General features: G+C 30.2%; 18 protein-coding genes and 1 other RNA gene. All 19 read right to left on the reverse strand.

Going from position 1 to position 24,504, the window contains the following annotated elements:
• Positions 1-27: 27 nt before the first annotated feature.
• Positions 28-609, reverse strand: a complete 582-nt coding sequence (dcd, locus tag B3J31_RS02270; protein WP_346866836.1) for a dCTP deaminase — start codon at positions 607-609, stop codon at positions 28-30.
• Complete coding sequence (locus B3J31_RS02275) at positions 596-2,014, reverse strand: hypothetical protein (RefSeq protein WP_346866835.1); 1,419 nt, start codon at positions 2,012-2,014, stop codon at positions 596-598. Before B3J31_RS02275 ends, dcd begins: the two co-directional genes overlap by 14 nt.
• A complete protein-coding gene (locus B3J31_RS02280) occupies positions 1,995-2,411 on the reverse strand; it encodes a hypothetical protein (protein WP_346866834.1) in 417 nt (138 codons plus the stop codon). The genes B3J31_RS02275 and B3J31_RS02280 overlap by 20 nt, the downstream gene beginning before the upstream one ends.
• Positions 2,412-2,647: 236 nt before the next feature.
• Entirely contained in the window at positions 2,648-2,830 is a 183-nt protein-coding gene (locus tag B3J31_RS02285) for a hypothetical protein (RefSeq protein ID WP_346873565.1), read from the reverse strand.
• A gap of 34 nt (positions 2,831-2,864) precedes the next feature.
• Positions 2,865-4,721 carry a hypothetical protein gene (locus B3J31_RS02290; RefSeq protein WP_346866832.1) on the reverse strand — a complete coding sequence of 619 codons (1,857 nt, stop codon included), beginning with the start codon at positions 4,719-4,721 and terminating at the stop codon, positions 2,865-2,867.
• On the reverse strand, positions 4,718-6,289 hold the full coding sequence (locus tag B3J31_RS02295) for an ATP-binding protein (protein ID WP_346866831.1): 1,572 nt from the start codon (positions 6,287-6,289) through the stop codon (positions 4,718-4,720). The genes B3J31_RS02290 and B3J31_RS02295 overlap by 4 nt, the downstream gene beginning before the upstream one ends.
• Before the next feature lie 12 nt (positions 6,290-6,301).
• Positions 6,302-7,972: an ATP-binding protein gene (locus tag B3J31_RS02300; protein ID WP_346866830.1), complete on the reverse strand. Its 1,671-nt coding sequence runs from the start codon at positions 7,970-7,972 to the stop codon at positions 6,302-6,304.
• Between the two features lie 16 nt (positions 7,973-7,988).
• Positions 7,989-9,137 carry a hypothetical protein gene (locus B3J31_RS02305; RefSeq protein ID WP_346866829.1) on the reverse strand — a complete coding sequence of 383 codons (1,149 nt, stop codon included), beginning with the start codon at positions 9,135-9,137 and terminating at the stop codon, positions 7,989-7,991.
• An 839-nt stretch (positions 9,138-9,976) separates the two neighbouring features.
• Positions 9,977-10,311, reverse strand: a transfer-messenger RNA (tmRNA) gene (gene ssrA, locus B3J31_RS02310).
• A 237-nt stretch (positions 10,312-10,548) separates the two neighbouring features.
• The gene (locus tag B3J31_RS02315) at positions 10,549-11,160 is read right to left on the reverse strand and encodes a histidine phosphatase family protein (protein ID WP_346866828.1); all 612 of its coding nucleotides are present in this window, start codon (positions 11,158-11,160) and stop codon (positions 10,549-10,551) included.
• Between the two features lie 169 nt (positions 11,161-11,329).
• Positions 11,330-11,797 carry an SsrA-binding protein SmpB gene (gene smpB / locus B3J31_RS02320; protein ID WP_035131317.1) on the reverse strand — a complete coding sequence of 156 codons (468 nt, stop codon included), beginning with the start codon at positions 11,795-11,797 and terminating at the stop codon, positions 11,330-11,332.
• Positions 11,798-12,741: 944 nt separating this feature from the next.
• Complete coding sequence (locus tag B3J31_RS02325; RefSeq protein WP_346866827.1) at positions 12,742-13,908, reverse strand: iron-containing alcohol dehydrogenase; 1,167 nt, start codon at positions 13,906-13,908, stop codon at positions 12,742-12,744.
• Between the two features lie 358 nt (positions 13,909-14,266).
• A complete protein-coding gene (rnr, locus tag B3J31_RS02330) occupies positions 14,267-16,444 on the reverse strand; it encodes a ribonuclease R (protein WP_346866826.1) in 2,178 nt (725 codons plus the stop codon).
• A gap of 745 nt (positions 16,445-17,189) precedes the next feature.
• Entirely contained in the window at positions 17,190-17,906 is a 717-nt protein-coding gene (locus B3J31_RS02335) for a 16S rRNA pseudouridine(516) synthase (protein ID WP_346866825.1), read from the reverse strand.
• A 506-nt stretch (positions 17,907-18,412) separates the two neighbouring features.
• Positions 18,413-19,255, reverse strand: coding sequence for a lytic transglycosylase domain-containing protein (locus tag B3J31_RS02340; RefSeq protein WP_242844078.1), 843 nt, complete (start codon positions 19,253-19,255; stop codon positions 18,413-18,415).
• 76 nt (positions 19,256-19,331) lie between these two features.
• Complete coding sequence (locus B3J31_RS02345) at positions 19,332-21,338, reverse strand: triple tyrosine motif-containing protein (RefSeq protein WP_346866824.1); 2,007 nt, start codon at positions 21,336-21,338, stop codon at positions 19,332-19,334.
• A 211-nt stretch (positions 21,339-21,549) separates the two neighbouring features.
• Positions 21,550-21,993, reverse strand: a complete 444-nt coding sequence (locus B3J31_RS02350; RefSeq protein WP_346866823.1) for a YaiI/YqxD family protein — start codon at positions 21,991-21,993, stop codon at positions 21,550-21,552.
• Between the two features lie 2 nt (positions 21,994-21,995).
• Complete coding sequence (locus B3J31_RS02355; RefSeq protein WP_346866822.1) at positions 21,996-23,351, reverse strand: glucose-6-phosphate isomerase; 1,356 nt, start codon at positions 23,349-23,351, stop codon at positions 21,996-21,998.
• A 73-nt stretch (positions 23,352-23,424) separates the two neighbouring features.
• Positions 23,425-24,447, reverse strand: coding sequence for a calcium/sodium antiporter (locus tag B3J31_RS02360; RefSeq protein ID WP_150845370.1), 1,023 nt, complete (start codon positions 24,445-24,447; stop codon positions 23,425-23,427).
• Between the last annotated feature and the right edge of the window lie 57 nt (positions 24,448-24,504).

The following is a 24,504-nucleotide window of genomic DNA, read 5'->3' on the forward strand; positions in this document are numbered from 1 at the left end:
TGGGTAACTATTACTACCCTCGACTTATTATAGTCTACTTAAAATTTCTAAATCTTTATCATTATATATATTAGATATTTTGGGCTCTGTATTTGCTATATATTTTGCATCTCGAATATTGAAATAGGGAGTAAATTCACTATTTTCAACATCAAATAATACTAATTGTACCACTCTCATCCCTGCTTTTAACTTTATTGCATTATGTCCATTGTTCCTTAATTCTAACGTTAAAGTACCTGAATATCCTGGCTGCACTATTGATGCAATATTTATTCCTAATCTATTTATTGATGATCTTGTGTAGACATGGCTCATAATATTATTAGGTAGCTTTACAAACTCAAAAGTACTTGCTAATACTAGTTGATTAGGATAAATAATAAAATCTTGCCCAAAATCTCTATATGTAGTATCAAAGAACCTCTCTATATCATTATTATTTACATCAATATAAGGTTCTCTTGTTTGTCTAGACATTTTAAATATATTGCCTATTCTTAAATCTACACTCGATTCTCCGATTTGCTCTTCATCTAAAATAGGTGTAATTATTAACTTTTTCTCTTTTAATAAACTATTAATTTTTTCTTTACTAACTAATGGCATTAATCCACCTCCTATGAATATTAGATGTTAGAGTTGCTTTTTTTATAAGACTGTTTATCAGATTTTTAACATCAATTTCCTTACTACTTCCATTGCAACTTCCCATAGTATTTTTTATGTCTTCAGAATTTAAAATATATGAAACCCATCCCGAATTTATTATGCTTACTGAATTAACTGGAACTCCATCAATTTCATTAGGAGGTATTATTAGCTTTATTTTTTCAACTAAAGAATCAATATCTTTAATAAATTCATCACTTTTATATATTAATGATTCAGAAACACTACCAATTTCCTTTAAAACAAAATCTATTATCCAATCTAAATTAGATTTTATATCATTCTCTAAATTTAATAGGTATCTATTATTAACAATAAGATTAATAACCTCATTTACTTGACAACTTGTAGCTCTAAATGGTTCTGTAATAGATTCCTCCCATTGTTTTTCATATTCTTCTAATTTATGTAATATTTTCTTGTCAATCTTTTTTAAATATCCAAGTTTAGATAATGTTGATATTCTTACATAGTTTCTAAAACTATCTCTAGGATGTGTAATTGAAAACCGTTGCAGAAATTGTGACTGACTTTTATTAATATCACTATAATAAATACTTATATTCTCACTTGCAAAAAAGCTTGCTAACCCATAAAATGTAATACCTAAAATATCTGCAACAGTTTCCTGTATCCAACTTCTCAAAATTATGTTTGGAATATTAGATTTTAATATTCTTTTCATTTCGCTCAAATTTTTCGTATATTCTTTCATGTGGGAATAAATATTACTAATATACTTATCTAAATCAATATTATTAATTATTTTTACTATTATTTTTTCAGATAATTCTAATGAGTAGTGTAAATCAAAATAATGTCCTAACTCATGTGCCATTATAGCACCACCCAATATATTATCCTGATGTAGCTTTGGAAATGCTAATTTAATAATATTAATATCTTCTTCTAATATTATTCCACATTTTTTTAATGCTTCTTTGAAATTTTTATCCATTAGTAATCCTACAGAATAGTTTAACTCCCACTGAGGTTCAGTTATGAAAATATGATCTTTTTCTGTATTATCTAAAAGTTCTTTAATTGGAATCATTATTTCCCTTGGATGATTCTTAACATCGCATTTTGCAATATAACCAACCCTACTATAAAAGGCTTGTATTACTTTAGATATTAATTTTAATTCAAAATTATTAATACCATTCTCATTATAATAACTTAATCTTTCATCTAATTTATTAGCTATATCTGACATATGATTAATAACTATCTCTATATTACTATCTGGATAGCTCATTAATCTTAATTCTTTAAATTTTATTATCAAAACATCAATTTGTTCTTTTAAGGTTATTAATTTATTAGAAATTAAACAATTCATATTCTCTCCCACACTTTTTAAATTCAGACTCTTTTAGACTTTTATTATTTAAAAATTTAACCATATTTTTCATATACTTTTCCATCAAAATTTTATTATAACAATCCCCTTGTGTCATTTTATCCATTTCATATTCTATTTCATCTATATATTGTATTATAGACTCTTTTCCTTCAAATTCACAAATATATCTGATACAATCATATGCATCATTTGGGTTCATATACTCACATTTTTCATATACACCATTATCATAGTTTCTCGCTACACTTAATATTTTTCTTTCAATACTAACTTCAACTTCTGTAACCTTTGAATTTCTTTCTATATAATTAAGTAACTTTTGAATTTCATAATCAATTAAAACTTCTCCTAAATCAAAAACATTTTTCTCCATAAAATCCCCTCCTAATTTAATTATATATTACTCTATACATATATCCAATTCTTTTTCAATATTATCTATTATATAGTATATTATGATTTCATTATAAAGTTTCTATCATATAAATTCTTAATATACTCTTTCTACTTTTTCTTATAACAGTATTAATTTTCTTTAATAAAATTAATACCCACGTTGAACACTACTTCAACGTGGGTATTATATACTACAACTTCTTTAACAAAGTCCTATATGAAATTTTTACACTCTGGAATGTTCTTAGTTACTACATACTCCCTAAATCTAGTTAAAAGATCTCTTATATCCTCTTCTGTAACTTTAGTAACTAATTGATTTTCCTTTAGTTCCTCCATCTTAACCTTAAACTCTTCTTGTATGAGTTCATTTATTATTGCAGTTACGAAATGCAAAAAAATTAGAATATACACGTGTATTTTAAATTAATTATTTATTCATTCGTATTTCTACATCTTTACGCTTAATAGTATAATAATTAAGTAATTCTAATAACTCATTATCATCTGTTAATTGTTCAATTTTTGTAAAATCATTTTTCCAAATCATTGGTTTTACTACTTCTAATTTGTCATTTGATAGATTTGTAAAGCATTCCCACCACTTATCTACCAATCCATTTTCTTCAAAATATAATCTATATATTATCATAGTCTCTGGCATATACAATAGTTTTTCAAATTCTTTCTCATCTTTTCCAAATGCCTTACAAAAAAAATTATATCCTTTTCCAACTTTTCCTTTAGTAGAATTCAATATTGCCTGTATAGTTCTAATAAATTTTCTGTTCCAATGCTTTCCTATATAATCTCTATTACTAAAATAATCTGGATCTTCTATCGGATGATATTTCATTGGGAATGAATAAATACTTGCTCCAAGCTCTTCGCAAAGATCAACATTTAACCGCAATCTTTTATATAACTCTACTGGAGTATCTTCGAAATTATATAAAATATAATTAGATAAGTCTTTATGCCCATGCTTAATTGCAGTTCTTACTGCCTTTTCATAAATTTCATGAAGCTTCCAACTATCAAAAGCTATTCTTACTGGACGAATAGGAATTTCAAATAATTTCTCCATATTTTCATCATTTATCAGTCTTGCATCAATTCCTTGATTAAAATCTACAAATCTTTTTCTTGGTTTTCTGTTATAAAATTGTTTAAACAAATCTTTTACTTCATCATAAGTTTCAAGTATCGTACTCTTCTTTGCAGTATAAAATTCCAACACACCCTTTTCCTCTAACAAGTCATAGATAGGTTGCATCTTCTCAACTCCATATTTATCTAAAAGTAACCTATATTGTTTAACAATAGCTCGAATATATCCTTTATCATTATATCCATCTCTTAAATTCTTAATAGCAATTTCAAACATATTTGGTGGAGTAAAAAGATTATTTTTAGTAAACCCTGCTTTTTGCATTTCATCAATTATTTGATTAAATTCGCAGGATGCTAAAACATTATTATCTAAAAGAAGTAAGTCTTTCTTTTCACCAAATCGTTCATTGGTCATTTTAATTTGCTCAGAAATAGGAATATACCTTTTATATTCTGGTTCTAATTTAGGTACAGCACAAAATTTACATTTGTTAACACAACCGCGTGTCATATACCCATAATAAGCATTACTAGCTGGATATTGATATTCTATCTCTTCTAAAATAGAATAATCTAAAGGTAAAGTATCAATGATTATATCATTATCATCCAATACTCTAGGTGTACTTAATGTTCCTACGTATGGTCTAATACCAGTTGCCTCTTCTACTCTATCTGGTAAAATAGATGCCATAACCCCGCCAATCATTATATCTTTTTCGGATTTACACAATTGTTTAGCAAAATTAATAGTTTCAATTGTAATATCCCAATAAAATGTAAATAATGTAGTTATATATACTCTATCCCACTTTCTATTCTGTGGCAAAAAATACTCCTTGTTATAGAAATATTTTCTATAATACTTTAATAATTCAGCAATAATAGGATTTTCTTTAACTAACGGTATCTCCTTAAAAGAATCCTTATTTCCTCTTCTTATATAATTACAAATTTGTAATTTGTATTTCTCCCAGAATATATTTTTATCATTAGCGTATAATTGTTTTAATAAGGATTCATATGTATCATTTAAAACTAGATCTATTAAATTTCCTTTAAAAAAGGTTACATTATCTCCCAACATCTTATAATAAGTTGAAATTTTCATTAATCCCATTGGTGGATATTTGTTTTTATAATTAGGTTCAATTAGTAATATATTTCTTCTCATTTGCTTAGTTCTTCCTGTATCTTAGCCACAACCATCTCTGCCATATCTTTTGGTAACATTGCTATAATTATAGAATATATTTTACTTATTAATTTTTGTTCTTTTCTACTATATTGCGATAATGATTGTGACATATATTTTTTATTTTTTTTATTTGTATTATCCTCATATAATGCTGTAGATTTTTTTTCTTTATTTTCTTCTTTTACACTATATTGATTTTCTAGCTCTTTATAAACTCTTTCAAAAACTTTATTTGCTTCTGCATCTTTTTTTCGCAATTCTAATTCACGATTTGCCTTTATTACCTTTTCTTTTTCGGTCTCTAGTTCTTTTTGTGCAGACTCTTTTGACTTTGCATTAATAAAACTAGCTTTTTTTTCCTTCTCCTGAAAATCTTGTTCTTTCTTCACATATCCTGCTTTTCTCTTAAAAGAACTTTTTACTTTACTTGCATAATGATATATCCTATAGAAATCAGAATACAAAATTGGACTTATTTCATCCTCAAATTCCCTCAATATAGCATTTGTATTAAAGTAATCTCGTCTAGCATTGGGAATTAATTCATTATGAACGGCAATTAATTCACCAATGAAATAAAAATTCCCTCGAGGTTCTTTAAAAAACTTAGGATATGATAAAGTTTCCTCATTTCCCACCTGAATATTTTCTTTTCTGATTCGGATTCCCCTCATTTTATTAATAATAGGAATTTGCTTTTCATACTTAGTGACTGCAAACCACATCCAGCCTAAAAGTTCTCCCCTTTTTGAAACAAATTTTTTGAAATCTAAGTCACTTACTTCATCATACATTGTTTTATTGTCTAGTGTACCTTCATATAACCTATTAGCATATGGCTTAAATAACTGATTTCCATTTACATCTATACGATATTCATCAATAACTAATCCTTCATTTTTCGAATATTCATATATTTTAGATCGATAAATAAAAGAATTGGCATATGGAACTGGTGCAACCGCTTCTAGATATTCACATACTCTTTCTTCGTCTAACAATTCATTACTTTCATTAATAACACCATCCAATACTACTTCAAAGAAATGTGACTCATTGTCACATTTTTCTTCTGTACATGTTATTACCATGTCAACTAATTCTGAGGCAGATGGTCTTTGACTAGTGTCATTAATCACTTCTCTTAATAATTTAGCATCCCACGTCATAATTGATTTTATGTCTTCACCAATAATAGAAGATGTAAATATCAATTTATCACAATATGCAAGACCGCCTAATCTACCTATCCCTCTAAAACCTTTATCTTCATTTCTATCTTTATCTGAATCAGCTATATTAGATAAAGTTTTCTTAAATTTATGCTTTCCAAGCCCGAATGCATTATCATATATACAAATTTTACGTTTACTATATTCAATATTAATATCAATACATGCCTCATCTTTAGTTATAATACCTTTTGAAATTGCCTTATCAATTGAATCAGCAGCATTTTGTATGTATTCACGATATATAATATAACTATTTTCATACATTGCTGTTGTTAAATTTTCAATTACATTTTTTCCTATTTCCGCCATAGCTCACCCCTCCTATTGTTTATATTGCTTATAAATAGGTTTTGGAAATTTAATATTTAACAATGACCTAAACACTGGATTTTGTACAATATATTCTCCTTGCTTTAAACGAGTCATCATATTTTTATATACCTGTGGTACATATTTGTAATCTGATTTTGCAATTTCAATTGCGTTGGTTCTGCCATATGCATGTGTAGAACAGTTTCCAGTTACTCTTGAGTGAATAGCACTTCTAAATTGTTCTGCTGAAAACAAAATAATTCCTAATGAACGTCCTCTTTCAGCAATATCTAATATCTGGCGCAATATTGGTGAACTTTTTGGTGTATCTTGAGAAGCATATTTATTTAATTCATCTATAAATATAACTATTTTCTTTGGTGGGTTAACATTATCTTCTTCATTAAACTGCCCCAACTGTAGGTCATATATTGTCCTAATTGTATTTCCAAAAACAAAGCCTTGCATTTCTTCGTTTAGTTTAGCGATATCTATAACATGAACTTCATTTTTCTTAATATATTTCAATGCTTCACCCATTCTAATTTCATCTTGCCCATGCACTGTACCGAAAATTTCATTGTTATATATTGATTTACGGACAATACGATTAAACTTTCTCCAACTAGCTACTGTAATTTCCTTATCTCCCTGTGTCCCCGCTTTGCATTTCTCTTGAACTTCTTCTAAAAAGTCATCCCAATCATCTAGTCTACCAAATCCCCCTTGATTTGAAATAATATAATTCAAAATAGAGTCCATAGACTGTGTTGGATCATCTAAACTTGCAAACATTAAATCCAAATTATCTTTATCATCTTCATATGAATATTTATACATTAAAGCCTTATTTAAGCGTTTTTGATCTTCCAAAGAATCCTTAGATAGATATGTATTCCCCATCTTATTACATGAATATGGATAATAGTACTTTACATTTTTAAATGGTTCTGGAGTCATTTCAAGTCTTTTATATAATTCAAAGGTTGCTATTTTTTCATCTTCATCTTCAAAATCATTGAATTCATCTAATGCTAATAAATCTTTTCCCTTTACATTAAATAACACAAAAGCGATATCTTCTTCTGATTTATCATTTATACATTTATCTTGAATAGCTTTTAACAAAAACATAGAATATGATGTTTTGGCCGCAAGTCCAGAAATGCCAGAAATATTTAGGTGAGCACCTTCAGGACCGATTAAAAATCTTGAATCCATTTTAACTGGTAATGTTACTCTGTCTGAATCACTTGTACCATTATACATTTCTAAATACCCACAAGTAACAGGATTTTTCACATTCTTCAATCCTAATGCCTCCGCCACTTCATCTTCATTTGCTAATTGCACCTGTGTATTATTTATCAGCGGAATATAAATATTTTCTGAATTACCAATAACCTTTACTTTGACATAGTTCATACCTATTCTGTGTGTGTTATCTATTGAATCTACATCACCAAAATCATTTGATATATAATCAGATAAAAAATTAGCTGTATCTGTAATATGTGATATTTCTTCTACAACACCATATGATATACTATTCCTAATATGATTAACTTTCACCACATCGAATGGATTAAGAATCATTTCCTGCTTAGTCCAAAAATAGAAATCATCAATAGTTGATGGAAACTTTTCTGTAGCAATAATTTTCCCAATAACTTTCCCCATAAATAGTTCCTCCAGTCTAAAATAAATTTAAAAACATAGTATTACTCAAATACTTACTTTTAGCAAATCTTTCTGTTACATACACTGGGTATAGATGATTAGCCCATCTAAAGTCCGAACCATAACATACTGGGTTTCTTTCATTAACTATATTAGATGTAATTAAATCAACCTCATCTGTATCTAAACCATTTTTTATTTGATTATCAGTAACAAGTATTTTTTCTATTTTTAATACACCATCAAATGCATTTGTTGTATACTTTTTCTCTCTAATCCTAACATACCAAATTGCATATTTCATTCCATCTAAACGTGGTGAACTATACATGTTAACTGGAGTTCTATGAAACAATGGTAAATCTGCAATAACGTTAGAATTATTTTTTCCTCTTTTATCTTTACAATTCTCTGGATTAAACGATTTTGAAGCTCCAACTACCCATCTAAAATTGCTTTTAAATTTACGTATTTCCCTATCACTTTTTAAATGGTCTACTTTATACTCTAAAGAACCATCTTTTAATAAATAGTTTTCATAATTAATTTTGCCATTAGCAACCAACTTACTAACCATATTAACTTCACAACTTATCATTAGGTCCTGAATAACTGCAATTCCTTTACTCTCTAATTTTTCTCCTTCTTCTTTTCTACATTGGTATGACAAAATATCTGTAAACTCTAGCCCATCAACTTGTAATCTTGAATTCGCATTGACTTTTTTCTTTAAATTAGTAAAAAACATCTCCTTCTTCCGCCAATCCTCCTGGTTTGCAACTTTTGGGAGCGTTATTACTAATCTCCTTTCAAAATCAAATGGCTTCATTTCTTTATTAATTCTCATACAACATCCAACCCCAACTTGTCCAGCTATGACTGGAAACACTTGATTTTTATACGCAATATCATCTACCTTAAAAGTTCTACGAGAACCATCTAAAAAATATGAAAAACATGGTTTTTCCCTTACTATACGATCAGCGTGGGGCTTCATATTCAATGAACTAATAGGCGGTGCTGTTTCACCGAATTTTTCCCAAGTTATTTCCTTATTGTCATCATAGTCAAAAGTTGGGACATCTATACCCTCAAATCCATACTTAAATGTTTTGAAACTTTTCCCATTTGTTTCCGATGCAATTGTATCCATAATACTACTCATACTCGCATTCTCCAAATATCCATTTTATTAAAAAAATTACACAATAAATCAATTTTTAGTATATCATTATTTCTCTACTTCATCAATTAAACACTGTAATAAACATCTTTATCTGAAAAAATAGCTTAATAAGAAAGTCAAATATTAGTACTTTTATAAATTCAATAAAAACCATATTTTAGTAAGCAATACCTAAGTATGTTTTTATTGAGTGATCAAAGCTATACTAAATATACATATAAGGTTTATACAGAACCATCTTTCCACTTTGCATAATTCTTATCATGCTTCCCTTAATTTCTTTTTTGGTTAATTATGTAACGCTTTATAAATATCCCATAATCTATAGTATCCTCTGCAATAAGTAAGCTAAATAAAAAATTATAGCAAAAGTTTCACCACTTATTGAATTACAATTTTCTATTTTTAATACTAAATTTAATTAAAAATAAGAACAAAAGAGTATTTGTTTGAATATATAGGCTAATATTATATATAAAAAATACCCTCGACTATTTCTGTCGAGGGTTTCATGGTGGAGGCGAGGGGACATATACATCCTACATCTCTGCAGGTACTGACTATATTTTCATCCTCTTATAATATTTTCTTTTAAAGTTAAACATTGTATAGGACACTTGGCGTATTATAGAAGCATAGTTTAGTTTGACATCTTCTATCCTAGTATTCCATAGATTGCTCCTTAGGAACCTATAAGTCGATACACGGCTGTTGAATTTCTTCACATACCACTCGGTATTGCCGTCAGCATCATCTGTTACGGTTTCACCGATAAAGCCAAGTTTTCACTTAGAAATTACTCTCTAAGGCGACTCTTTTGAATCGAACCCCTGTCCGAAAGCCATTCCACATAAGCATCTCCGAGTGCAGTCTCTATTTTAACATTCCCTCTATAGAACCCCTAGAGACCGGGTTTCTACTTCAGTAGCTTCATAAATTCCGTTCCATGGTCAAAGCTTTCCATGGCTCGGTTCCCCACTAATCGGCGCCCTATCCTAAGCCGTGGGACTCAAAGGTAGGACGAGCGGCTATATTAAGCTGCTAATGCAAAATTGTCTTCTGCGTTTATCTTTAATCCCATAGTTTTTTAAAGCGGGCCCATGAGTTCCCTCTACTCGCTTCCTATATGTCACGTACCCCCGTCGAAACCAGTACGCCCCCATGTTAGGTAGTGGTAATTATTAGTGATTACCACGTATATTCATTATAAACAATATCAATCCTTATAGCAAGTAAAGTTTTGTAAAAAATTTTATAGTGTTTATGGACATATTTCCTTTAGATTCTACATATGGTATTTGGCAAATCTATATATGTAAAAAAAGTACCACTTTTAATGATACTTTCACACCAAATATAAGTTTATTTTATCCTATATAGGTAGCTCAAACTATTTTATATAAGACATGTCGCTTAGTCTCTTTATGATATGTTTTCCATTGTCATCTTCTATAAAATGAGAAACTCCACCTGCAAATCCAAATAAATCACAGTTATTAAGATCATCTGGCTTAAGTCCTAACCACATAGCGTTGAAAATACTTAATGTATCCCCATGGGAAACAATAAGTATATTCTTATCCTCACTGCTCATTATATCATTGTAGAAAGGCTCTAGACGCTTCCAAGTTTCTCTTCTAGATTCAGCATCTGGTACACATCTATCATCAATTGTCTTTTCCCATGCTGTTTGATTTTCTCTAAGCCATTGTACACTTTTGCCTACAGCAGAACCAAGGTTACGTTCCCTTAGAGCTTCATTAATAACGGGTTCTAAGTTTAAATGTTTTGCTACAATTTCAGCAGTCTGTTTTGCTCTTTTTAAGTCTGAAGAATACATAACATAGACATTATCTTTTGAAAGTTCTTCCTTAAGTTTTATCCCAATGTTATTTGCCTGTTCTTTTCCTAGGTTAGTTAAATCCCAATCTGTCCATGAACCAATCATCCCATTGGTATGATGCACTGATTGAGTATGTTGAATGGTAATTATTCTTTTCATCCCTTACCCCTCCCCCTATTTAAACTTCCCATACTTCATAGCAAAATTCTATTGTGCAAAGGAAACTCCTGCTTATATTCGTTCCATTGAGTAGTTAAAGGGCTGAGGGTTAATAATATAAGTGCTTATTTAATATTTATTTAGATTAGCTTTTTTGCGAAAGCCCCTTTTACCTATATTTCTCTTTCATTTGTCTGTCTATATCTCTCTTAGCTGCTTTTTCTAGCATTACATCTCTCTTATCATAATCTTTTTTACCTCTACATACCCCAAGGTTAACTTTTACTTTACCGTCTTTAAGATATAAGCTAAGTGGTATTAGAGTGTACCCCTTTTGAGCTGTGAATCCTAAAAGTTTATCTATTTCTCCTTTGTGAAGAAGTAGCTTTCTTACTCTTAGAGGATCTTTGTTAAATATGTTTCCTTGCTCATAAGGGCTTATGTGCATATTTTTTACGAAGACTTCTCCATTGTATACATCTGCATAGCTATCTCTAAGGTTTGCTTTTCCAGCTCTTATAGATTTAACTTCTGTTCCTACAAGTACTATTCCTGCTTCCATAGCTTCTTCTATGAAGTAATCGTGTCTTGCTTTTCTATTTTCTACTAATGTTTTAGTTCCTAATTTCTTTGCCATGTTTTCACCTACTTTTATGATTAATATATAATTTTCTCATTATACATGTGATTTTACTAAATTTAAAATGTATTGTATAGTATAACCTATTTTTATTATAACCTAAATTATAAATCTTGTAATTATTAACCTTGAAATATATGAATTTTAATTCTTTAAAATGTTATAGACATATAAAAATAATTTTCATATTAATTCAATTTCTCCAATTCCCATGTTTTTATGTTTTTATGTTTTTATCCGATGACTACCAGCTCTAATACTCCCATCTTCTTTAAAATGGGATTAAAGAGCTGGTACGTCCCTGGATAACGATTTCTAACCTTCAGAGGGAGTAAAAACTCCCTCTGAAGCAAAGAACTCTGTTTATGTTCTTCCCTAGCTAAAGCCATTGATATAACTGCATCTAAGCCTCATAGGGAACACCTACATTTTAACTATATAAAATTTAAAATATTTATATAGAAAACTTTTTAAATAGCTCTATTTTTATATAGGAAACTATTTACCTATATAACTATATAACTAGGAAACTATTTAACTAGTTGTTGGCGCTGTGGGGGTTTCAGGGATTTCCTCAAAGATTTGGAGTAGAACTTAGAAGAGCTGTCTCACGGTAGAATTTTTTTAAACTCTACTTTGAGACAGCTCTTCCAAGTTGATTTGATTTGATTTGATGAATTATATAAGGATATTTTTTAAATCTGCTGTACCTTAGTTCAACAGAATTAATAACATAATATAAGAAACTCCACTTTTCAGTGGAGTTTCTTCCACTAACTAAAATTAATTATTGTCTCCCTCTATTGCAATTAAACCCCTTTTTACCATGTTGCAATGACAAATCAAAGATTTATTTTCTCGCTTTGCTCGAGAGGAAACTCCTTCTCACTTCGTTCAAATGAGTAAGTTCGAGTAACTAAATCAAAGATTTAGACTCTTACTTAGAATTCTACTTTGTTACCATAGTAAGTGCATTCAAATAGTCTTTCCATTGTTTTGTCGTCTATCTCTCTTGGGTTTGAGCCTGTGCATGCATCAAGTACTGCATTGTGAGCTATGAACTCAAGATTTGCTTTGAAGTCTTCTTCGGTAACACCGTATTCCTTCATTGAGTGAGGAATACTTAGTTTTGTATTTAAGTCATTGATCATTTCTATTAATGAATCAGTTAATTCTGAATCTGTATTTCCATTTAATTTTAACATTCTAGCTATGTCTGCATATCTATCTTCACATTTAGTTCTGTTGTACTGAATTACATATGGAAGGAAGATTGCATTTGCACATCCATGAGGAATGTGGAATACTGCTCCTGTTTTATGAGCCATGGAGTGAACTATTCCTAGTAGTGCATTTGAGAATGCCATTCCTGCAAGGCATTGAGCCTCGTGCATTAAGTTTCTTGATTTTTCACATCCATTATAAGAATCTATTAAGTGTTCTTTTACCATTTCAATTGCTTTTAATGCTAATGGATCTGAAAAGTTTGATCTTAGTGATGCTGTGTATGCTTCTATAGCATGAGTTAAAGCATCCATTCCAGTATGAGCAACTAGAGTCTTAGGCATTGTTTGTGCAAGTGCTGGATCTATTATTGCTATATCTGGTGTTATATTGAAATCAGCTAATGGATATTTAATTTTAGCTTTGTAATCAGTAATTACAGAGAATGCTGTAACTTCTGTAGCTGTACCACTAGTTGATGGTATTGCAACGAATTTTGCTTTTTGTCTTAATTCTGGTAGTCCAAATGGAATAACTGCTTGTTCAAAAGTAAATTCTGGGTATTCGTAGAATATCCACATTGCTTTTGCTGCATCTATTGGAGATCCTCCACCTATAGAAACTATCCAATCTGGCTCAAAGCTTCTCATAGCTTCTGCACCTTTCATAACTGTTTCTACTGATGGGTCTGGTTCTACCCCTTCAAATAATTCAACTTCCATACCTGCTTCTTTTAGGTAGTCTTCAACCTTTTGCAAGAATCCGAATCTCTTCATAGATCCGCCACCAACAACTACGAAAGCTCTCTTCCCTTTTAAAGTTTTCAGAGTTTCTAACGCTCCTTCTCCATGATATATATCTCTTGGTAATGTAAAACGTGCCATAATATGAACCTCCCTAATATAAACTTTAAATTTTGTTATTTATTTAACATTTATAATTTTAGTATACCACCTTTTTCTAAAAATACTAGTACTTTGTTAAAAATTTATCTGATTTGTTTAACTTTTTAACAATCTTTTTTTGATTTTCCCACTCTTTCATGTAAAATTATCCTATATTTTTATTTATTTCCCTTAATTTATAGCAAATTACATAAAAAAGAAGAGATAAAATCATATTTAATTTAATAAACAAAATTTTATCTCTTCTTATATAATGTTAAATTTTTATCCTTATGATTTTTTTCTATAAAAAATTTATTTTACTAATATTTTTCATAGTTTACTTTTTAACTATATTTTACTCTCCGAAAATTAAATCATCAATATCTAAGGACATTTCTTCTACCTCTTCTTCTACTTGTGGTTTAACTATTTCAAAGTAAATGTCGTGAGCGTCTATGTCAACCTTAGAGCAAACTACCTTAACTTCATCTCCTAGTCTGTAGATATTCTTAGTTCTCTCACCAACTAAAGCTAGATGCTTTTCATCATAGATATAGTAGTCATCATGAAGCTCACTAATATGAACTAAACCTTCTATGGTGTTAGGAAGTTCAACGAACATACCAAAGCTAGTTACAGAGGATATGATTCCTTCGAATTCTTCTCCAATCTTATCCATCATGTATTCAGCTTTCTTTAAGTCATCTACTTCTCGTTCTGCATCCACAGCCATTCTTTCTGTGTCAGAGGATTGTTTAGAAGCATCTATTACAAAGGTTCTTAATCTCTTCTCTCTCTTAGAATTTAATCCTTCGTTTATCATTTCCTTTATAATTCTATGAATTACTAGGTCAGGATATCTTCTTATTGGAGATGTGAAGTGACAATAGTATTTAGCAGCAAGACCAAAGTGTCCTACACATAAATGGGAATATTTTGCCTTCATCATAGATCTTAAAAGTAAGGTACTAACTACCGTTTCTTCCTTCTTGCCTTTAACCTTTTCTAGAATCTTTTGAAGCTCCCTTGGATGAATCTCATCTTCTTTAAATCTTACATGATATCCTAGGTTATATACGAATTCGCTAAAGTGTAACAACTTCTCCATATCTGGGTCTTCGTGAACTCTATAAACAAATGGTGCATTAAGCCAGAAGAAGTGCTCTGCTACAGTTTCATTACAGATTAGCATAAATTCTTCTATTATTCTATTGGCAATGGCTCTTTCACGAGGTAGGATATCTATTGGTTTACCAGTGTCATCTAGGATTATTTTACATTCTTCAAAGTCAAAGTCAATGGCACCTCTTGATAATCTCTTTTTATTTAAGAGTTCAAATAATTTACCCATGTTCTTAAAGTCTTCATGAAGGTGTTTAAATTTTTCTATAGTTTCAGCATCTTCATCTCTAAGAATCTTAGTTACATCAGTGTAGGTCATTCTTTCATTAGTTTTTATTACACTTTCAAAGATATCATGATCTACTACTTTTCCTGTAGGATCAATTTCCATAAAGCAACTAAGAGCAAGTCTATCCACCTTTGGATTTAAGCTACATACTCCATTGGATAGTTTTCTAGGTAGCATTGGAATAACTCTATCAATTAGGTATACAGAGGTACCTCTTTTAAAGGCTTCCTTATCAAGGACATTATTTTCTCTTACATAGTGTGATACGTCTGCAATATGAACTCCTAGCTTGAAGTTTCCATTTTTCAGAACTTCTACTGAAACAGCATCATCTAGGTCCTTTGCATCTTCTCCATCTATGGTAACCATAGTCACATCTCTAAGATCTCTTCTTCTGTCTATTTCACTTTGAGGAACCATATCTTCTATTCTTTCTGCATATTCCTCTACCTGTAATGGGAATTCTTCAGGAAGATTGTGCTTTCTAATTATAGTTAGGATATCTATTCCCTTATCTCCCTTTTCTCCTAGGATTTCAATGATCTTTCCTTCTGGATTTCTTCTTTTCTCTGGCCAGCTAGTGATTTCTACCACTACTATTTGACCTGATTTTGCTCCATTTCTATCATTTTTAGAAATGAATACGTCTTGACCTATCTTTTTATCATCTGGTACAACGAATCCAAAGTTTTTACTATCTTCATAGGTTCCAACTAGTTTTTTATTCTTTCTTTCAACAATTCTGATAATTTCTCCTTCAGATTTCTTACCGTTATTTTCATCTTTTAATACTTTAACTAACACCACATCATTGTTCATGGCACTATTTACATTACTAGCAGGGATAAATATATCTGGCCTATCTTCTTCTACAATTACAAAACCAAAACCCTTTTGGTGAGCAGCAAAAACCCCTTTAAGTATACCCATTCTCTCTGGAATACCATATAGCTCTGCTCTATTTTTTATTATTTCTCCATCTTTCTCCATTTCATTTAATAGGTTTGAAAAATCTTTAGATTCTTTTTTACCTATACCAAATATTTTAGACAACTCTTTTAAACTCATTGGTTTATAAGCTTTTTCTTTCATAAAGCTTATAAGTACTTCTCTTATATTCATAATGCACTTCCTTTCATATTTCTCTTATCTTTACGTAATATACCCTATTAATACATACTATTTTTTATATAATGCCAACCATCTCTAAAACTTCCGCTGAAGCTAAGAACTCCGTTATAATTAGTATACCTATTTACTATTATTGCTCTATTAAATTAATGTTATGTGTTTTTTACATTAGATATTTACATATTATATATAGTTTACAGTATATGCTATATAATTTCTATATTTATCCGATAACTACCAGCTCTAATACTCCCATTTTTTTAAAATTGGAGTTAAGAGCTGCTACGTTCCTGGATAACGATTTCCCCTAAAGGACAACGACTTCTAAGTATCAAATAAATTGATACTAAGAATTCTGTTAGTAACCTTCAAAGAAGCTAAGAACTCTGTTTAACTTCTTAAACATATGTTTTCCAAAAATAAATTTTATGCAAGAAAAAACCCATCGGGGGTAACCAATGGGTTTTTTCCTTGCAATAATATACAATTATATTCGACATAAAATAACTTGTATAACCCTTGGGGTTAGGTTATACGTATAAATAAAAAGGGGTTATTTATTCTATTTATATATATATTATATATATAATTTTATTTATTTTCAAGTAAATTTATAATAAAAAATATAAACTAATTGTTAATTTTTATATTTTATCTATATTTTTTGTATATTTTCTACACATTACACCAAATTACCTTTAAAATTCAATTTAATGTATATACAGTGAATATATCCCTATAAATTGTTTAATATTTCAATTTCTTCTTTAGTAAGCTCCCTATATTCGCCTTCTTCTAAGGTTTCATCCAGTTCCATAGGACCAAATTTAACTCTTTTTAGATATACAACGGACTTATCTAAAGCTTCAAACATTCTTTTAACTTGATGGAACTTCCCTTCCTGTATTGTAACTAAAACTTCAGAACCATCTTCTGTAGAAGAAATAATTTCTAACTTTCCTGGCATACACTTATAACCATCATCTATGACAATACCTTTTCTAAAACTTTCAGCATCTTTTTCGTTTACTTGCTTATCTATTTCTGCATAATAAACCTTATCTACATGGTTTTTGGGAGCGATTAACTTATGATTTAAAGCCCCATCATTAGTAAGCAATAAGAATCCTACAGTGTCCTTATCTAATCTTCCCACTGGAAATGGCTCAAAAACTTGATATTCTGGATCTAATAAATCTATAACAGTCTCATCATAATTATCAAAGGTTGCACTTACAACTCCTGCTGGCTTATTTAAAAGTAGGTAAACATACTTTCTATACATTACCCTTTCTCCATTTACTTCAATAACTGCTATCTCTGGATCAACCTTAGTTGAACTGTCCTTTACAACCTCTCCATCAACAACAACCTCTCCATTTTTACAACTAACCTTAACTTCCTTACGACTTCCATAGCCTAAATTTCCTAAAATTTTATCTAAACGTTCCATATTATACCATCCTTTATTAATAATTTTATCCGTATACTAACTTACTGCTTAAGTCTGTATTAAATACTATCAATAATATTATTATTAGTATTAGTATTAGCTAAAGTCCATTTTAACATTACTTTAAAAATATATCTAATATTTTAAACTAATTATAGGATATAATAAAGGCTGTTTAATAATTATTCACTTATCTTTATAAAATGTTGAGCCTGTACTTTAATATTATTGTTAGGGGATGCCATTTGAATAAGTAAGAATCTAAATCTTTGATTTAGATATTCGAACTTAGTTCTTCTAATTTATTAGAAGAACCTCCTAAAACATTTCTTTACTTAGGATTTATGAATGGTAAAATCGTTAAGCAACACAACTTGTTTGAGTGTATACGAGTTGTTGTGTTGTAGATTTTACCTTGAATAAATTCTCTAGTAAATCAATGCTTCGAAACGGCTGAGCGTCAATAATATAAGTACAGGCTCAACATTAACTTAAGATTTAGTTAATTATATTAAATTATTTATCTTCGCTAAATAATTTTTTGTTTCTGATGGTAGTTTGTAAAAATCACTGGAGTTACTTATTCCTCTGGATGCCATATTTCCTGGTCCAAAGTTATATGCTGCTAGTGCCATGTTTAGGTCATAATTATAGGTTTTAAGATAATCCTTTATGTGTCTTGTACCTGCATCAATATTTTGCTCTATGTTAAAAGGATCATTAACTCCATAGTGCTCTATGTTGCAAGGCATTAACTGCATTAATCCTTTAGCTCCTGCAGGAGATACTGCATTAGGATTAAAGTTTGATTCTGTTTTAATTATAGCTCTTATTAAATTCGCATTTACTCCATATTTAGTTGAAGCATCTGCGATGGCTTTTTCAATTCTTTCAGAGTCAGTACCTGTAGCACTTACCACTGTGGATGGAGTTACTCCTCCTATAGCTCTTACAATGACATTGCTGATATCATTTATACCATTAGAAGTACTATTATAAGCTCTATTATTTTGATCTATTCCCTGCTGAGTTTGTCTCTCTTTTTCACCCATGGCCTTTAGTAAAGATGCCATGATTAAACTAAATCCACTAGTGCTTGAAGAAGTATTGCTGTCTGAACCTCCACCAAAGCTTCCTGACATTAAACCTAGGCTCATTAGTCCAGTAAGGGCATCACTGCCAGTACCAGAACTTAAGGTATCGTTGAGAATACCCTGTCCGTTAACATATTGATTTTGAGTAATTCCATTGTTTACTGAACCTATACTACTATTAGTATTTCCATTTGTAGCTATGCTGTTTATATAGTTATTTATTCCTCCATAAACACTACCCACATCGTAACTCATTACTTCATCTCCCTTGTTTCTTTATACCTTATTTGGCATCCTTCACTTAATTATTTATTTATTTATTTAAGATGCCTTATTCCTTACACTGAATTTCATAAATGGAATAGTCATCATAGGCACTCTTAGAGTAACAGCTTTTACATAATGCCAATATCTTATAAAACCCTTTATAGAAAGGCATAAAGGTATAATAATTTTTCTTACTATACTTTTGTATTAGCTTCCATTCTCCCTTTTCCATTAAATAAAATTCATATAAATTATCTTTTCCACCATCACATTCCACATAGAAGTTAACATCTTCATTGCACCTTATTACTTCTTTATCTAAGGTTATCTTGCAGTTAGTTACTGGAACTCCTTGTAATACGTCTAAAATCAATTCCTTTTTACAATCATACTCTTTAGTACTAAATACATTTTTACAATATATTTTTACCGTATATACTCCTGCACATTTTGGAATTAGTTTAAACTTTTTATCATTACTAAATTCCGTAGTTTCAACTTCTCTGCCATTGATTTCAACCTTATATTTAGTTAAAGTATTGCTAGTGTTTTCTGTTATTACCTCTAAGACTATTTCATCACCTATAAGATACATATACTTCTTTTCTGTAAGAATATAATCTATCTTAGCTGGTATATATTCTTTACAATCTATATATATCACTGAATGTACATCGTAGTCTCTCTTAGATTTTAGATGTTTTACCTTAACTTCTATTTCATATTTTCCTACACTAGTAGGAGTGAACTTAAAATTATCTTCTTCGTTATATTCTATGAATTGGACTTCCTTACCTTCTTTTTTCACAATAAATTCATATAATAAATTTCTTGAGCCAGTGGCTTCAACATTTACCTTAACTGGTTCATTTATAAGAAGTTGCTTGTCCTTATTTAGCTTGATTTCTTTTATATATACATTTTGTGCGCAATCTTCATCTATAACAAAGTCCATAATTGCCTTCTCTTCATAATCGTCCTTATAGGTACTATCCTTTACAAGAACTTCAACTCTATATAAGCCACTTTTTTCTGGAATCCATTTATAACTGTTGTTAGTAGTAAAATTTGAACTACTATGATAATTTCCATCTACTACAAACTTATAGAGCAATTTATCTCCACCAGAGCATATTGCCTTAAACTCTATAGGTGTTTTTTCAAGCTGTGGTGAGCTTAAATCAGAAGTGAAGTTAAGAATTTTTATAGGTTTATATTTATCTACAGTATAATGTATTATCCCCCTATCATCAAAATTCTCATGGGAATACATGTCCTTCACTAAACATAAAAGCTTATACTTACCTGGTAGTATTTCTGTGAAGCTCACTAGTCTCTTACTTGAAAAATCTTGGACTACATGCATGTTTCCATATTCATCAATCTTCATAAATTTGTATAACACAACTCTATTTTCATCAAAGCGTGCATCAATTTCAAAGGTTAATTCATTACCTACTATCAGCTCTTCTGTTAAGCACTGTATATTGTTAATTCTTATTTCATCCATGGGTAATACCTTAAAGGTCGCATTTTTAAAGTCATCAAATTGATGGACTGAACCCTCTTCTTTGCTCTCTATAAGAATCTCAATATCCCCTTCACGGTTTGGGGTGAAACTTAAACTAGTATCCATAGAATAGTCTCTTATTAAATTCCATTTACAATCTTCTTTTATCCAATACTTACAAAGGATAGGTAATTTGTTAGGTACGACATCAATTTCTATCTTTTCCCCTAACTTTATTTCATTATTACTAATTATAATATCTTTTATTAGTTTTTCTTCTACAGAGCCTATGATAAAGTCCATTCTAGATGTAAATTCAATGGGTTTTTTTCCATTTCTTTTTTTAGATTGTACCATTATCATGTATTTGCCATCTTCCTTAGGGGTCCAATAGGTAAAATCCTCCTCATGGAAATCTCTAATGGTTTCCCAACCTCCATCACAGTTTATTATAAATTTATATAATAAATCATCTGACATTTTATTTTCTATATATATCTTAATTTCAGTCCCCTTCTCCTGTGGGCTTGATAGGCTTGTACCAATAATCATTTCATTCATACATATTCCCCCTAGAATGTACATATACATCCCTAATTGATTAAATTGTTATAATATTCTTACATAAGCATAGCTATATTATACTACACTTACATATTATGTAACAACCTATGAAGATATTTATATGCGATAATTCATTAGACAAAATCCTTGTAAAAAAACACTTGTAAATTATATTTCTACAAGTGTTTTCTTAATTTATGTTTTTCTATTATTCTCTTAGACTTCTTTCTACAAGCTTTATTAAATTATCTCTAAGGCTTATATTATCGTCTTCATTTCTTTTTTTATGTTTTCCTGTCTTTCCTCCACCACGTCTTACCTTGGCACTTATATGTCTTTCAAAGAGTAATTTGTCTATATTGTTCTCTGAAAATATATATCCCCTTGGACTTATGGCATAGGATTTTTTACCAAGAACCATAGCTGCTACCCCATAATCTTGAGTTACTACTATATCTCCTCTTTTAGCTTCGTTGGCAACCTTCATATCCACGGCTTGAAAGCCACTATCCATAATTATAACTTCACCATATTCTAAATTTATCACATGATGTATATCACAATAAATTTTTAGTGGAACCTTATAGGTCTTAGCTACCTCTTCTATAATACCTCTTCCTGCACATCCATCACCATCAACTATAATAGTCATAATTAAATACCTAGCCTCTCTATTAGAGACCTTTGAAGCTTTTCATAACCTGGTTTACCAAGTAGAGCAAACATGTTTTTCTTATAGGCTTCTACCCCTTCTTGATCAAAAGGATTTATTCCTAATAAATATCCTCCTATGGCACAGGATTTTTCAAAGAAGTATATAAGCTCTCCTAGGGCCTTAGGATTTAAAGCTTTCATATTTATAATTATATTAGGAACTCCGCCTTCTACATGGGCAAGGACTGTTCCCTCCATAGCTCTTTTATTTACAAAATCTATAGTCTTTCCTGCTAAGAAATTAAGTCCATCCACATTTTCTTCATCTTCCTTTATTGATAAATTTATTTGTGGTTCTTCTACATTTATTACAGTTTCAAATATATTTCTCATTCCATCTTGAATATATTGACCCATGGAGTGAAGGTCTGTTGAAAAGTTAACGGATGCAGGGAATATACCCTTTCCATCCTTACCTTGACTCTCTCCATAAAGTTGCTTAAACCACTCTCCAAAATATTGTAGACAAGGTTCATAGTTTACAAGAATTTCTGTAGTTTTCCCTCTTTCATATAAAAGATGTCTTACCACTGCATATTTATAACAAATATTTCTATGTACATCTTCATTACTAAAGTTTTCTCTTCCATTTCTAGCACCTTGTAATAGCTCATCTATATTTATTCCTGCCACTGCAATTGGAAGTAATCCTACTGGTGTTAAAACGGAAAATCTTCCACCAATATCATCAGGAATTATAAAGGTTTCATACCCTTCTGTATCAGCTAATTTTTTAAGAGCGCCCTTTGCCTTATCCGTTGTTATAAAAATTCTATTTTTAGCTTCTTCTTTGCCATACTTTTTCTCAATGATTTCTTTAAATATTCTAAAGGCTATGGCAGGCTCTGTAGTAGTTCCTGATTTTGAAATAACATTTATAGCAAAATCCTTCCCATCTATGAGCTGTATAAGTTGAGACAAATAAGTAGAACTTATATTGTTTCCTGCAAAGTATACTGCTGGAACCTTTCTTTTATCCTCATCCATACTATTAAAGAAGGGGCCTGTCATTGCTTCTATGACAGCTCTAGCTCCAAGATATGAACCTCCAATGCCTATTACTATAAGAACTTTAGAATTTTCCTGTATCTTTTTAGCTGCAACCTTTGCTCTTTCAAACTCAGCTTTATCATAATTATTTGGTAGGTCAAGCCACCCTAAAAATTCATTACCAGCACCACATCTGTTATGCAGAGTGTTATGAGCTGCTGTTATCATAGGTTTTAAATTATTTATATGTGACTCCGTAACTGCCTCTTGAAGGTTTTTTATATTTAAACTTAAAGAACTAGTCATTTCTAATTGCCTCCTATAAAATGATTTATTAGGTATCTAAAAATAAATAACAAGTCAAAGATGGTAAGATACCTTATATTATCAAAATCAAAAAACTTATGTATATTATATAAACGCTAAGCAGCATTATTCCATTTCTCTTAGAGTATCTTCCATTAGTTGATATAGGTAAGATTATAAGTAGCATCAATAATAGAGCCACTGGAATATCTAAAAGTATAGTCTGGTTAAAGCTTATAAAAGATGTATTAAATATGTGAATATTTCTAGAGCTTAGTACTAATCCACCCCTAGCTAAAATACTACTGGCAGCTATAGTCATGGTTATATTTAGTATGTTTGCACCAATGACATTACCAACCGCTACTCCACTTTCCTTCTTATATATAGAAGTTAAAACAGTAGTTAACTCTGGTAACGATGTTCCTAAGGCCATAATGGTTAAACTAATCACTCCTTCTGTGACTCCATAATACCTGGCAATAATCTGTGCATTTACCACTAACAACCTAGCTCCACATCCTATAAGTATTGCTCCTATTATAAATACAACTATATGTTTTGCAAATTCTCTCTTTTTTACTCTTCTTCTAACACTAATTTCATCTATAGTAATAGCAGTCTCATCAGGAATTTCAAGGGACTTTTTAGCACCCTTTATATTTTTTCTTATATAGTACACAAGTAACCCTAAAAGGACTACCCCTTCTATTCTATTAATATTTCCATCTGTAGAAAAAAGTAATAGTAAAACCATAGATACTACCATCATAAAAGCTCTTGGCATAAACCTCTTCTTTTCTACCTCCACAGGCATTGCAATCATTGAAATAGCAAGAACAAGCCCTGTATTACAAATTATTGCTCCTATAGCATTACCTACTGCAATCTCTGGAGATCCCATAATAGTTGCCACTGAAGCTATAAAAAACTCTGGAAGAGTAGTTGCTAAACTTACAATGGTTGCTCCTATAATTATTTTTGGTATTCCTGTTATCTCAGCAATCCACATAGCTGAGTCTACAAATATATCTCCGCCCTTTATTATTACTATAATTCCTATAATAAACATTACTATAGGTAAAAACATCTCCATTATATCCTCCACCCTCTTTTGTCAGTATACAATATTATGTAAATTATTTCAAACTAC

The sequence above is a fragment of the Clostridium sp. UBA5988 genome (genome assembly GCF_002435615.1).
GTDB classification, from domain to species: Bacteria; Bacillota; Clostridia; order Clostridiales; family Clostridiaceae; genus Clostridium_J; species Clostridium_J sulfidigenes.